This window comes from Methylobacterium sp. CCH7-A2 (assembly GCF_001557075.1).
In the GTDB taxonomy this organism is placed as follows: Bacteria; Pseudomonadota; Alphaproteobacteria; order Rhizobiales; family Beijerinckiaceae; genus Allobosea; species Allobosea massiliensis.
The window spans coordinates 19,572-32,659 of sequence record NZ_LSKN01000014.1; the positions used below are offsets into that span (position 1 = coordinate 19,572).

Genomic DNA, 13,088 nt, shown 5'->3' on the forward strand with positions numbered 1-13,088 from the left:
CGTTGTTGATTTTCGTTGAAGACCGTGTCGAAACGGTAGGGAGAAGCAAGTAGAACGGCCAATCGACGGATACCGGGCCGCCAACGCTGACAATCAATCTTCGGAGGGCACCTGAACAGGCGTCAGGTCGTGCCGGCACGGTTCAGCAGGGCGCGAGCCCGGACACGAACGGGCGCATCCACCATGGCGCCATCAACCGCAACAGCCCCGTCGCCGCTCGCGAGCACCTTCCTGGCCCAGGCGATCTCCGCGTCGCTCGGTGCGAAACCTGCGCGGATCGCTTCGATCTGTCGCGGGTGGATGCAAAGCTTTCCGCCCATACCTAGTTCCAGCGCGTGGCGAGCGTCGCCCACGATCACGGAGGTGTCATCGAGCGCGGTGGTGACGCCATCCAGGGGGGCGACGAGGCCGCTGAGACGCGAAGCCAGCACTAGTTCGCACCGCGCTGCGGAGAGCGCCCCGCGAGTATGGACACAGCGGAGATCGGCACAGAAATCGATGCTGCCGAAGGCGAGCCTTGCGACATTCTCCGTCGCCGCGATCCGGCGCGCGTCGGCCAATCCACGCGCGTTCTCGATCAAAGCCACGATCGGCAGGGACGAGGCTGCGCAGAAAGCCGCAAACTCAGCGGTGCATTCCGCTTTAGGGAGGATCACCGCTGCGACGCGCTTCTGGGCCAAGGCGTGCATATCGGCGTCATGCCAAGGCGTGCCAATACCGTTGACGCGCACGAGGATCGGCTTATCCGTGAACCCGACTTGCAATGCTGCACGTGCTGCTGCCTTGCGGTCTGAGGAAATGGCATCCTCCAGGTCCACGATTACCGCATCGCAATCGCTCGATGCCGCCCTGTTGAACCGTTCTGGCCTGTCGCCCGGAACGAAGAGCGGAACCCAGAAGTCAAGTGCTGTGTTCATCGGCGATCTCCCGGCAAACCTGGCTGATCGGCCCTGCTCCTCAAAGTGCACCCGGCTCTTCACGCTGCGATCTCGATCGGAAAGACAAGAGTCGTCGGAGAAGCTCCAGGCTGCCGTCGACGGCGAGCGCCAACAGGGTCGTTGGGATAGCGCCGGCCATCATCATCTCCATGTTGTTCAGATCGATCCCCATAAAGATGAGTTCGCCCAAACCGCCGCCGCCGATCAGAAAGGCAAGCGGTACTGCGCCCATGTTGATGACCACGCCTGTGCGGACACCAGCCATTATGACGTCGATCGCGTTTGGCAACTCGACCCTGATAAGCACTTGCGAGGGTGTCATGCCCATGCCCGTGGCGGCTTCCTTCATCGCCTCGGGCACGGCTCGCAGCGAGGCGTAGCTGTTGCGAACGATCGGCAACAGCGTCGCCAGGGTCAGCGCGAAAACCACAGAAGGAATGCCGATGCCTAGGAAAACCATCGCCAAGGCCAGAAGAGCAAGGGTCGGGATCGAGTTTCCGATGTTGAGCGCTTGCATGACGAGTTCGGCAATGCGCTCAACTCCGGGACGCGAGAGCAGAATCCCAAGTGGGATGCCTATGGCCGCGGCGGCTAGGCTCGATATGAACGCGAGCGCCAGATGCTGCCTGCCGAGATAGACGATGTCCGGCCAATACTGGAGCATGTTGCCCACCGCATCCGATGAAACGACGCTCAGCCAGGAGATCGAACCGGCAGCCGTAACCGTAAGCGCGAGTAAGAGGACGATGGGCGGGATGCCGGCTTTGCCCGACGCGGCGCTTGTCTGTGCCATGGCTGTGTTTCCTAATCCCGTGGGCTCAGACCGGCACTTCGTTCAGTCTTGCACTGATGGACAGCCGGTCGATGACGCCGAGATAGGATCCATCCTTGGCGGCGCAGGGAACCACGTCGACCTTAAGCTTCATCATGATCGTCGAGACATATCTCAGATCGTCCGTCTCGAGCGCGAAAGGGAAATCCTCGGCAATATGCTCCATCATCCGGCCACGCCTTTCAACGATAGTATTGGTGTTCACCGACCCAACGAGACGGTTGTCGTCATCCACGACCGGGATCAGGGCGCTGCCGCCGAAGAACCCCGACATTGAGCCGACGTCGCTGGACGCGCGGGCAGGCTGGACATCGCGACGGACTACCTCTGAAGCGGAGATCAAGCTCAGTCGCCTGAATTCGCTGTCTCTGCCGACAAATTTGCGGACGAAATCGTTCGCGGGATACGAAAGGATCCGAGCCGGCGTGTCGATCTGCATCAACTTTCCGGCTTGGAAGATGGCGATCTTGTCGCCCATCTTTACGGCCTCGTCGAGATCGTGGCTGACGAAGAGAATGGTCTTCTTGACTTCCTTTTGCAGTTTCAAAAACTCATCCTGGATCGAGGCCCGAATGATCGGGTCGATGGCGCCGAACGGTTCGTCCATGAGCATCAGTGGCGGGTCGCCCGCCAACGCGCGGATCACCCCGATGCGCTGCTGCTGCCCTCCTGACAGTTCTCGCGGGTAACGCGAGAGGAACTGGCCCGGATCGAGCGAAACCATTTCCATCAGATCATGCGCTCGCTTGCGATACCTCGCCTTGTCCCATCCGAGGAGTTTGGGAACGATGCAAATGTTTTCCTCGACCGTCATGTTCGGGAACAGACCGCCCTGCTGGATCACGTAACCAATGCTCCTGCGTAGCGAGACTGTGTCGAGTTGCCGTGTATCCTGCCCGTCGATCAGTACACGACCGGAAGTAGGTGCGATCAAGCGGTTGATCATCTTCAAGGTTGTGGTCTTGCCGCAACCGGAAGGGCCGATGAAGACGCAAATTTCCCCGTTGCCGACTTCGAAACTGACGTCGTCTACGGCTGTCAACGAGCTGCCGCGCATGGAAAATTTTTTAGCGAGCCTCTCAACTGTTATCACGCGACTGCTCCGAATTCTTTTCCAAATCAGGGGGGCCGTCCCACGTCGGAATCCGAGCAGTGGACACATGCGGTCTATTCGGGCGAACCGAATTTATTCAAGAGATAAATTCATTTTCAGGCTGGACAATTCTGTCTAATTCAGCTGGTGGAAGACTTGCGTTCTATCAGATGGAAGAGATAGTCGACGGCGATCGCCATGATGCTGATCAACAGGGCCCCCGCGATGAGTTGGCGGGGATCAGACTGGGCGATCCCCCTGCTGATCAATGTCCCGAGCCCACCGGCGCCGATATACACTGCGACGGCCATTACGCCTATGTTCCGGACGGCCGCGATCCTCACGCCGGCCGCGATGATCGGCAAAGCGATCGGCAGCTCCACGCGGAACAACCGCTGAATTCCGGTCATGCCAATCCCACGCGCCGCCTCTCGGACCCCGGGATCGATGCCATTGATGGCAGCATATGTATTCCCGATGATTGGAAGCTGAGAATACAGAAAGACGGCAATCATAGCGGGGAGGGCGCCGATGCCGTGCCCGATCAGGGCAAGCACCGGCATCATTAGCCCGAACAATGCGATCGACGGGACGGTCAGAACGACCGAGGCGAGGGCAAACACGACCTTGGCCGCCGCGGGTGTCCTGGCGATCACTATGCCGATGGCGATCCCGCTCACGATCGCCAGGCCGACCGCACCTATGACCAAGCCCAGATGGGTGATAGTCAAGCCCAGCACGAACCCGCTGTTCTCGTACATGAAGACGCCGGTCTTGAGCAGAATGTCCATTTTCAGCCCTGTTCGGTGCGAAGCTGTTTACTTCATCAGCTTCTGTTCTATGAGAAACTGCCGCGCGACGCGCTCGACGGGCTGCTGATCGACATCTACCATCCCGTTCAGCCGCTTCATCGTCGCGACATCAAGCCGACCGGAGAGGTCGTTCAGAATGCCGGCCAGCTTCGGATTGTCGTCCAGGACGGGTTTGCGAACGTTAGGCGCGATAATATAGTCGGGAAAGAACTTCTTGTCGTCCTTCAAAACTTTGAAGCCGTATGCGTCGATCCGACCGTCCGTCGTGAAGACGAGGCCGACATTGATCTGCCCATCACGTAGCGCGGAGTAGACGAGGCCGCCTTGCATCGCAACGACGTTTTCGCGCGGAACCCGGAACGAATAGGCAGTTTGGAGGCCGAGCAGACCGTCCTGGCGGCGGGGGAATTCTGCGTTGACGCCCATTTTGAGCTTATCGCCGCGGTTGAACGCGGCGGCCAGGTCGGACAAAGTGTCGAGACCGAGATCGTCCTTGCTGCGCACAGCCAGGGCATAAGTGTTGTTTGCGCCCGAAAGCGCCAGCCAGACAATCCCGCTCTTCGCATCCAACGCTTTGACGGTCTCGTAATCCTCCACGGCCCCCTTCGGCTGCTCGATCTTGTGATGGGTAATCAAGGCCGTTCCGGTCTGCTCCCAGTAGAGATCGACCTCGCCGTTCTCCAGCGCCTTGCGCAATACCGAGGTCCCCATGCCGTCAACTTTTCTGGCAGGTATCGCATTGTAATTCAGGAGCTGTGTCGTCATTTCGGCGACGAGGAGCTGCTCGGTATAGCCCTTTCCGCCCACGACCAACTCTTTCGCGAATACCTGGGTGTTAACAATACCAAGGGCAGCGATAAATGCCGCGCGGAACAACTGTTTCATGACTTCCTCCCGTTAGCGCTAGCGCTCGATTTTCTATTTGGCGCCTGGACCGCCATATCGTTATACGTAAAATGGTGTAATCAGCGCACCCCTCCGCCGACAAGCGACATTATTGTTCTAGAAAGGTCGAAAAAAATCACCCGAACCTCGCGGCGACCGCTTTTGGTCTGCGCCAGAGCGAATGGCGGGGCGAACGCGCATCGATGGGCCGGCACGCGACGCCGGGCGATTTTGCTGAAGCAAGCCTAGGTTAAGCAAGGTTCATGGTACTGAAGAGCCAGTCGCGAACCGCCAGGACGCGTTCGTCGGCCTTGTTCTCAAAAGGGCAAACGAAATAGTATCCCGGCCTGCGCGACGATAAGAGCGGCACGTCATAAGGCACGACCAGCTCTCCACTCAACAAGAGCCGTTGAACGCTCGGTCGATGGGCGAGAGCCACTCCAAGGCCGTTCCTGGCCGCTTCTATCGCCTGGAGAGAATGCAGAAAGCGAAGGCCCTTGCCGATTCCCGCTTTCTTGCCCGACAAGGAGTGGAGGACGCTGGTCCAAGTGATCAGGCGCCGCTCGGTATGGATTAGAGGCTGCCTGAACATCTCTTCCAGAGAACTGAGCTTCGCTCTGGGCTCTATCAATCGAGGGCTGCAGACGGCCACCAGATCCTCGTCGACGATGTGCTCGATGAACAGCCCGCTCCAATCTCCGTAACCGTACCAGATGCCCGCATCCACGGATTCACGCTCGAAGTCGATGAAGCGCAACGTGTCGATGAACCGAAACTCCACCATCGGATACAGCGCAATGAGATCCTTGATGTGGAAGATCAGATAGTTTGCCAGCAGGCTTGGCGGTATGGACAGTGTGAACTTGGTGACAGGTTTTTCCTGGAGAATAATCTCGGTCAAATCCGAGATGTATTGGAACGTCCTACTCAGATGGGAATAATAAATGGCGCCAGCGTCGGTTAACGTTATTTTCCGATGGGACCTGTGAAACAAGCGTACGCCTACGAAGTATTCTAGCTTCTCGATTTGATGGCTGACAGCGGAGGGTGTGATATGGAGCTCCATGCCCGCGGCTTTAAAACTCAGGCGGCGGGCGACAACTTCAAAGCATCGGAGGGCGTTCAAAGGTGGCAGTTTCAAAACGAGACTCGTCCGGTTTCAGGCCAACAGCATACGTCATTTTACGGACGAGTTGGTTCAAAACGTTGCCTTCGCTTCCATCCCCTGAACGCCGTCATGCCTCCGAGCCCAGAGCAGCGTTGTGTCCGCGTCGTTGCGGCCTTCGATCCGGAAGGGGAGGGTCCCTGCAATGGGCGAGGTGCCTCGGAACGAAAAGGATCTGGGCGGCATTCCACGCATTCGGCTGGCGTGATCGATCAACAGTGTCGCTGTCAGTGGTCCGTGGAAGACCAAGCCTTCGTAGCCCTCCACGTTCGTCGCGTAAACGGCATCGTAGTGGATCCGATGACCATTGAACGTCAGGGCTGAGTAACGGAACAGCAGGACCGGATCGGGAACGATCTCGGTCGAGAACGCAGCGTTGGCCGGAGCCATCGCCGCGGTCGGCGCCGGGGCGTTCGGATTGGGGTCGTCACGATAGACGATATCATGCTCCTCGCTGAGGGCCAGTTCTTCTCCTTGGCGAATTTCGTGCAGCACCGTAACGAAACAAAGCTTGCCGCTGCGCCCTTGCTTTTCGACGACCTGCTTGATGGTCGACGTCTTTCGGACGTGCTCCCCCAGCCGCAGTGGAACGCCGAAGGTGAAGCGCCCACCGGCCCACATTCTACGCGGCAGGGGGACAGGCGGTAAAAAGCCCCCTTTCCGGGGATGGCCGTCTCGGCCGAGCCCGCCAGCCGGTTCGGCGCTGAGGAAGTATAGCCAGTGCCACAGTGGCGGAAGAGCGTCTCCCGTCTTCAGGTCCGGCTCACGTCCGAGCGTAGCTTGCATGAATTGCGCCGGCTGTGCACGGAGAACGTCGGTCTGGCTCTCGCTACGCCCGATCCAGTGGCTGAGTTCGCTCGGCATATCTGCTCCTCCGATCATCGATTGCGCAGCGCGGAAAATTCTTCGCGTATCATCTGCGAGTGCTGCCCGACGGTGGGCGTGGCGGAGAGCGTCGATTGGCTCTCTCGCTCTAGCCACCGGATCGGGCAGGATGGGATCGTGATCTTATCGCCGTACTCGGTCGTTACGGGGCGCCGCCGCAATGCCGGGTGCTTGCCCAAGGCAACCACGTCGTTGACGCGGCCAAAGGCCACGTTGGCCGCGGTCAGTCTCGCCATGAATTCGTCTTGCGTCAGTTGAGATGTCACCGATCCGATGATTGCCTCTAGATCGTCCCGGTGAGCTACCCTGTCGTTATTCGACGCGAAGCGGGAATCGCTTTCGCCAGGCTCCCAGCCCAGCACCGATTCGCAGAAGCGCTGCCACTCTCGTTCGTTCTGGATGGATATCAGCGTCAGCGCCCCCTCGGATGTCCTGAAAGCACCGTAGGGTGCCATGCTGGGATGTTTCAGCCCGGTTCTTTTCGGGGCTGCTCGCCCATACTCTTGATGGACCAGCGGCACGGTCATCCAATCCGCGGCAACGTCGAATAGCGACACCGATAAGGCCGCCCCGTTGCCGGTCCGATCACGGAGTAGAAGTGCCTCAAGCACAGCTGCGTGCGCAGTCATGCCCGCCCCGATATCACAGATTGAGACGCCTATGCGGCCCAACTCATTCTCGCCGCCGCTCACGCTGATCAGGCCGCTCTCTGCCTGAATGAGAAAGTCATAAGCTTTCAGCGCCTTCGTTGCCGCCCCGTCTCCGTACCCGGTCACATCCAGTGTGACCAAGGTCGGGTATGCCTTCCGAAGCCTCTCCGAGCCAAAGCCCGCGCGGGCCATTGCGCCGGGTGCCAGATTCTGGATGAAGACATCGGCTTTGGCGACCAGCCGCTCCAGCAGTTCAGCATCTTCCGGGGTTCGAAAGTCGAGCACCAGCGACTCCTTGCCCTGATTCACCCAAGTGACATAGGAGCTCGCCCCCTTCGCCGCTTTGTCGTAGCCGCGCGCGAAGTCGCCTTCCTGTCGCTCAATCTTGATGACGCGGGCTCCAGCCTCGGCAAGTCGTGCGGTACATAGCGGAACCGCCAGTGCCTGCTCGACTGATATGACCAGAGTTCCGGTAAGAGGGCCCATTGCTCGCGCTCGCTTGTCGTGGAAGAAACTGTGCTCGTGGCGATTAGTGAGAGCTTGGCGGCATGGCGATTCAGCGAGCCTGCTCTCTTCGTTAAGTTGGAAGGTTCCCGCCGCAGGCCTGCGCCTGCAACTCCCGCCGCCAAACGTATGGGACCAGATCGTCGGGGGAATGGGGGATCCGTACGTCCGCGCCCTCGGGGTATCCCGACCGGGATCTATCTCGCCCCCGTAGCCGAAACGCATAGTCTGAAGGCAACAGGCCGTATTGATCGGCCAAGCCGAGAGCCGCGGCCGCGCGGAGGGGCCAAGCGCTATCGTAGAGAGCCGCTCGCGCAATCGCAACGAGATCGGCATCTCCGGCCTGAAGTATCGCTTCGGCGTGGCACGGATCGGTGATCAGCCCGACGGCGATCGTTCTGACCCCGGCTTCGCGCCTTATCCGCGCGCTGTAGGTGACATGATAGCCGGGAACCCGAGGGATTAGCGGAAACGGCGTGGAGCCGCGCATCCCACCCGAACTGCAATCGACGACATCGACACCGCGCTCCTTCAGCTCCCTAACGAACGCCAGCGTATCCTCAAGATACCACTCACCACCTTTCCCATCGACGACGGAGCAGCGAAAGAAAAGTGGCCGGTCCGCGGGCCAAGCGCCGCGCACCGCCTCCGCGACCTTGAGAGGGAAGCGCATGCGTCCCTGTCGATCGCCGCCGTACGCGTCACGGCGCCGGTTCGCGATAGGGGACAGGAACTGATGGATGAGATAGCCGTGGGCACCGTGAATTTCGCAGATGTCGAAGTCGGCATCCGCAGCCATCCGCGTCGCCCGGACCCAGTGCTCGATGTTCCTGCCAATGTCGCCGAGATCCATCTCGTGCGGCAGCGGCCCGCCTGGCGCCTCCGATACCGGACTCGGCGCGATCGCCGTCCAAGGGGGCAGGCCGGCCGCCGTGTCAGCCTTTGTGAGCGGCTGCCAATTCCGCGACGCGTCGTGACATGACGCCTTGCGGCCGGAATGGCCCAGCTGGATTCCCGACACCGCGCCGAGAGTCTTGAGGAATTTGTTGATGCGGCGATACCGTCTGATGTGATCGGAATGATAGATTCCCGCGCATGCGTGGGTTTTTCGGCCGCCCGCTTCTATGGCCGTTTCCTCGCCAAAGATGATACCGGCGCCGCCCATGGCGAATTTGCCGAGATGAACGAGGTGCCAGTCGTTCGGCCCCCCATCGACCGATCGGTACTGGCACATCGGCGAGATCATGACGCGGTTGCGCGCGGTCACCCCACGAAGGGTGATAGGGGAGAACAACAGCGGCGGGACGTTTTTCCCTCCGCCCACGGCTTGTTCGATCACAGCGGTGGCCCAGTTCTGCATAGCGGATGACGCCCGCTGGTGGCGGGCATGGTGACTCAAGCGCGCGATGCGAACTGCGGCGCGCCGGTTGGCGACCTATGATTTGGCGGTGGTCCGCGCAGCCAGCAGCGTCGTTGCCTCGCGAATGTCGGGAAGGTCCTCAAGCCGATCGAGGAACAGCGAGATCATCCCCGCCTCGTCGATAGGTCGACCCGCATATCGGATGCACTCGCGCAGCTTCTCGATATGATGATTGCGCGAGAACGGATGATAGTCGACGTGGCCTCGATATCCTTTACTCGAATTCTCAATCACCCGACCGTCGTTCAGGTGAATTCTGATACTCGACTCGATCGGCCATTGCTTATCACTGACGTCATAAGGAACTCGCTCGACCTTCGCGCTCAAGGACCGGATCTCGTCGCTGACGAGACGGCTTTCAGTGATGTCGTCGAGACCGCATGACCTGAAGGCGATTGCGGAAGCCAGCGAGAATTCGACGGAGAAGCGGGCTTGGAGCAGGTTCACCGGAGCCTCGTAGTGCAGCAGGCCGAGGTGCTGGCGAGGCATGATCGCCTCTACGCGGGCCACCTGGTCCGGACGCACGTCGTTGAGCGTGACGGCCGCCAGAGCGCAATCGAGAATCGAGTGCAGGCCCGAGCAGTTCGGATAATACTTGAAGTTCACCCCCGGCGTCAGTATCTCGAGCGGCCTGCCAGCATCGAGCGCGGCCTCGGTCGCATTGACGTCGCCGCAATATAACCCCATGAAGCCGTTGCCACGTGCGTCGTCGAACGCATCCCGATTACCCGTGAACCCTCTTGCGGCGAGCTGCGCGGCCATCACGCCGGATTGCGCGGCGTGACCGGCGTGCAGGGGCTTCGTCATGGTGCCGAAATTGCTCTGAAGGCCGCTCGCACAGGATGCGGCGATTGCGAGCGCGTTTCGCGTCCGGCTCCTGTCAAGACCGAGAATGGAAGCGGCTCCGGCAGCCGCACCGAAAACACCGAGGGTGCCTGTGGCATGCCAACCTCTTGAGTAATGGCCCAGATTAACAATATCGCTAACGACTCCGATCGCCTGCACGCCGGCGACATAGGCCGCGATGACGGCGCGGCCGCTCGAGCCCGCCTGCTCCGCAAGCGCGAGCACCGCCGGAACTACCACAGGGCTTGGATGGGTCACAGTGTTCAAGCTGTCGTCGTCGTAATCATGCACGTGGCAGATCGTGCCATTTGCGAGTGCCGCCGATTGCGGCGCGGCTCGCCCGGCACCGATCACGATGGAAGAACCCGCGCAGTCCTGCACGTAGTCGATCATGATGCGGCCCGCCTCGGTGGCCGCGCCTGCCACGCCCACGGCCAGCGTGTCGAAAATATGCTCCTTCGCCAGAACAATTGCTTCGCCCGGCATATCGTCGAAGCCCTTCGCAAGTATATCGGAAAGTCGATCGATGACTGATTCCGGCATGATGTTGACCCACCGCCCTGTTCGTCGCGCCATATGCGCAGGTGAAAAATAGACAATTCTACTAAATTTCAGGATATGAGAGGGCATATCCTTTGATTTTCTATGGATCAATAAACTTTAAGCTGGAATCTCTATTCCGACAAGCGATGAAACTTGGTCTGTCGGCTCGAAAAAATTCATCTGTACGGGCTTACGGGCCGGCCTCACTGCCTGCATCTGACGGTTATCGCATTTGCATCGAAGCTGCCGGCATGCGTGGTGTCGATAGGGCCCCGACCCGGCCCCGTTACGTGAACCGCGGGCTGGTGGCGCACGGTCATGACGTTTGGCTGATGTCACCCGAGTACGTTCGCCCCTACGTAAAGGCACAGAAAAACAACGATCGCGACGCCGAGGCGATCGTCGAAGCTTCGGCCGCCCGACCCTGCGCTTCGTGGCGCTCAAGAACGAGGCGCGGCAATACGTGCAGACACTCCATCGCATCCGCGATCGACTACGTCGCGCGCGCCCTCGGAAAGAGCTTGGCCGGCGAAGCGGGAAGGATTTGCGCAGCCGGCCACAACAAGGCGGCTGACGTTCGCCTGACAATAGTAAGCTTGATATCCGATATTGTGGCCACCATTGCGAACCGTTCCTTGCCACTTGTAGAGCTCTAAGGATACCTATTGTGACTGCATAACGGGCCGTATAACATCACCACTCAGATCGGCGTAAGCCGTTGAAATCAAACGCGGTGTGTTTCTGGCAGTCCCTCCTTTCGGGCGCGCCACTTCCGTTCAAAACTGCGAACACCCAGATTGCGAGCGGCATTGCCCGCGATAGCCTGTTCCAAGGTGGTTTTATCCCCGATGATGCGGACGAGATCGTCATCGACTTCGACGCGATCGACGACCGACTGGATGTAGGCCTTGCGGAACGGAACGTCGCCGGAGGTGACGCTTTCGCGCATGAGGCGTCCGAACCGCTCGATGGCTTCCGGCTCCAGGGTGGTCGGCGGGGCGGCTTGCGCCCTGATTCGTTCCAGCGCGGCCATGGCGCGGTCACGCTCCAGCTTGAGGGTGGCGATCCGCTCCTTCAGGAGGTCGTCGAGATCGGTCACGCCATCCTCGACCATCTTGTAGAGGCGCTTCAACCTGTCCTCGGCCTGGGCCGCCTCGGTCTGGAGGGTCGTGATCCGGGTGTCGACCTCCAGCGCGCGCTCGGCACGCCCCGCCGCCAGGCCGGCGAGCATGACCGTGAGCCGGTCCGGCTGGAACAGGTGGTCAACAAGATGATCGGTGACGAGCGTGTCGAGCCTGTCCATCCGGATCGCTCGTCCCTTGCAGGCCGTCTTGCCCATCCGGCCGTGGACCGAGCATGAGTAGTAGCGGTGGACCTGCCCTGATTTCGAGGTGCCGGTCCGTAGGGTCATCGCGCCCGAGCAGGTCGCGCAGGTCGCAAGGCCGGTCAACAGGATCGGGCCGGTGACCACGCGCGGCGGCGTGGTCATCGGGGCGTTGACCTTCATCCGCGCCTGCACCGCGTCGAATTCGTCGCGCGGAATAATGGCCGGCACCTCGACGACGATGTGCTCGCTCGCCGGCTTCTCGGCCAGGGTTTTGGAATCGCGCTTGTTGAAAACCCACTGGCCGATATAGACGGTGTTGGTCAGGATGCCATGCACGGTCGCGACGCCGAAGCGGGCCCCTTTGCGGGTGCGATAACCGCGCTCGTTCAGCCAGCAGGTCAACTGCTTGACGCCGAGCGGTCCGCTCGTCCCGTCACCCGACCGGTAGAGCTTGAAGATCAGCCGCACGGTCTCCGCTTCGACCGGATCTTCGACGAGCTTCTTCTTGGCCCGGTTACCACGCTTCTCGACTTCGGCGGTGGTGTAGCCGAGCGGCACCGGCGAGCCGTTATAGAAACCCTGACGTGCATTCTCCTTCATTGCACGTAAAACGTGCTTAGCGTTCTCCCGGCTCTGATATTCGTCGAACAGCGCGATCACCTGGCGCATCATCACCTGGGCGGGGTCGTCGCCCAGTTCCTGTGTGATGGAGACGAGCCGCACGCCCGCCTTTGCGAGCTTGCGGATATACATCTCCAGGCCGAACGCATCGCGGAAGAAGCGGCTGAACGAATGCACCAGGACGATGTCAAACGGCCGATCGTCATCGGTGGCACGCTCGATCATCTTCTGGAATTCCGGCCGGGCATCGTCGGTCGCCGAGGCGCCGGGCTCGACATATTCGGCGACGAGATTCCAGCCCTTGCCAGCACAGAAGGCGAGAATCTGTTTGCGTTGGTCGGGGATCGACAGATCAGACTCGGCCTGCCGTCCGGTCGACACACGAAAGTATCCACACGCTCGAACGGAGCCGTCCGATATCGTCGGCTCAAAATTCGACTTGTGGAGATACTTGTTCATCTTTGCTTTCCCGCGCAGATCTATTTCTGTATTAAAGCATAATTCTTTCGATAGATCAAATATTTAGAGCGATGCGGCGAACGATATTCTCGCTCGGATTGATCTCGC

The 13,088-nt window shown here is 60.1% G+C and carries 11 protein-coding genes and 1 pseudogene; 1 reads left to right on the forward strand and 11 read right to left on the reverse strand.

The features are described from left to right. Nucleotides 1-122: 122 nt before the first annotated feature. The 10 genes from AX750_RS00790 to AX750_RS00835 form a co-directional block, all read right to left on the reverse strand. Complete coding sequence (locus tag AX750_RS00790; RefSeq protein ID WP_066721930.1) at nucleotides 123-917, reverse strand: CoA ester lyase; 795 nt, start codon at nucleotides 915-917, stop codon at nucleotides 123-125. A gap of 40 nt (nucleotides 918-957) precedes the next feature. After that, nucleotides 958-1,731, reverse strand: coding sequence for an ABC transporter permease (locus tag AX750_RS00795; RefSeq protein ID WP_066721932.1), 774 nt, complete (start codon nucleotides 1,729-1,731; stop codon nucleotides 958-960). Between the two features lie 25 nt (nucleotides 1,732-1,756). Beyond that, nucleotides 1,757-2,863 carry an ABC transporter ATP-binding protein gene (locus AX750_RS00800; protein WP_066721934.1) on the reverse strand — a complete coding sequence of 369 codons (1,107 nt, stop codon included), beginning with the start codon at nucleotides 2,861-2,863 and terminating at the stop codon, nucleotides 1,757-1,759. A gap of 140 nt (nucleotides 2,864-3,003) precedes the next feature. Then, the gene (locus AX750_RS00805; protein ID WP_066721936.1) at nucleotides 3,004-3,654 is read right to left on the reverse strand and encodes an ABC transporter permease; all 651 of its coding nucleotides are present in this window, start codon (nucleotides 3,652-3,654) and stop codon (nucleotides 3,004-3,006) included. A 27-nt stretch (nucleotides 3,655-3,681) separates the two neighbouring features. Beyond that, on the reverse strand, nucleotides 3,682-4,560 hold the full coding sequence (locus AX750_RS00810) for a glycine betaine ABC transporter substrate-binding protein (RefSeq protein WP_066721937.1): 879 nt from the start codon (nucleotides 4,558-4,560) through the stop codon (nucleotides 3,682-3,684). Nucleotides 4,561-4,810: 250 nt separating this feature from the next. Continuing rightward, a complete protein-coding gene (locus AX750_RS00815) occupies nucleotides 4,811-5,701 on the reverse strand; it encodes a LysR substrate-binding domain-containing protein (protein WP_082735198.1) in 891 nt (296 codons plus the stop codon). Between the two features lie 57 nt (nucleotides 5,702-5,758). Further along, nucleotides 5,759-6,589, reverse strand: coding sequence for a MaoC family dehydratase N-terminal domain-containing protein (locus tag AX750_RS00820; RefSeq protein ID WP_156446570.1), 831 nt, complete (start codon nucleotides 6,587-6,589; stop codon nucleotides 5,759-5,761). A gap of 14 nt (nucleotides 6,590-6,603) precedes the next feature. After that, entirely contained in the window at nucleotides 6,604-7,746 is a 1,143-nt protein-coding gene (locus tag AX750_RS00825; RefSeq protein ID WP_066721941.1) for a CaiB/BaiF CoA-transferase family protein, read from the reverse strand. 91 nt (nucleotides 7,747-7,837) lie between these two features. Then, nucleotides 7,838-9,124: an NADH:flavin oxidoreductase/NADH oxidase gene (locus tag AX750_RS00830; RefSeq protein ID WP_066721944.1), complete on the reverse strand. Its 1,287-nt coding sequence runs from the start codon at nucleotides 9,122-9,124 to the stop codon at nucleotides 7,838-7,840. A 75-nt stretch (nucleotides 9,125-9,199) separates the two neighbouring features. Then, nucleotides 9,200-10,660: an MmgE/PrpD family protein gene (locus AX750_RS00835; RefSeq protein WP_082735199.1), complete on the reverse strand. Its 1,461-nt coding sequence runs from the start codon at nucleotides 10,658-10,660 to the stop codon at nucleotides 9,200-9,202. A 59-nt stretch (nucleotides 10,661-10,719) separates the two neighbouring features. Between AX750_RS00835 and AX750_RS26770 the strand changes: the two are divergent. Further along, nucleotides 10,720-11,069: pseudogene (locus AX750_RS26770) on the forward strand (IS110 family transposase); the annotation flags it as partial. A gap of 228 nt (nucleotides 11,070-11,297) precedes the next feature. Here AX750_RS26770 and AX750_RS00840 read toward each other — a convergent pair. Next, nucleotides 11,298-12,980 (reverse strand): recombinase family protein, encoded by a 1,683-nt coding sequence (locus AX750_RS00840; RefSeq protein WP_066721954.1) that lies wholly within the window; start codon nucleotides 12,978-12,980, stop codon nucleotides 11,298-11,300. Nucleotides 12,981-13,088 lie beyond the last annotated feature (108 nt).

Bases quoted from the DNA above. Each gene is read 5' to 3' on its own strand.
- AX750_RS00790 (WP_066721930.1), bottom strand. From the start codon at position 917: ATGAACACAGCACTTGACTTCTGGGTTCCGCTCTTCGTTCCGGGCGAC.
- AX750_RS00795 (WP_066721932.1), bottom strand. From the start codon at position 1,731: ATGGCACAGACAAGCGCCGCGTCGGGCAAAGCCGGCATCCCGCCCATC.
- AX750_RS00805 (WP_066721936.1), bottom strand. From the start codon at position 3,654: ATGGACATTCTGCTCAAGACCGGCGTCTTCATGTACGAGAACAGCGGG.
- AX750_RS00810 (WP_066721937.1), bottom strand. From the start codon at position 4,560: ATGAAACAGTTGTTCCGCGCGGCATTTATCGCTGCCCTTGGTATTGTT.
- AX750_RS00820 (WP_156446570.1), bottom strand. From the start codon at position 6,589: ATGCCGAGCGAACTCAGCCACTGGATCGGGCGTAGCGAGAGCCAGACC.
- AX750_RS00825 (WP_066721941.1), bottom strand. From the start codon at position 7,746: ATGGGCCCTCTTACCGGAACTCTGGTCATATCAGTCGAGCAGGCACTG.
- AX750_RS00830 (WP_066721944.1), bottom strand. From the start codon at position 9,124: ATGCAGAACTGGGCCACCGCTGTGATCGAACAAGCCGTGGGCGGAGGG.
- AX750_RS00835 (WP_082735199.1), bottom strand. From the start codon at position 10,660: ATGCCCTCTCATATCCTGAAATTTAGTAGAATTGTCTATTTTTCACCT.
- AX750_RS00840 (WP_066721954.1), bottom strand. From the start codon at position 12,980: ATGAACAAGTATCTCCACAAGTCGAATTTTGAGCCGACGATATCGGAC.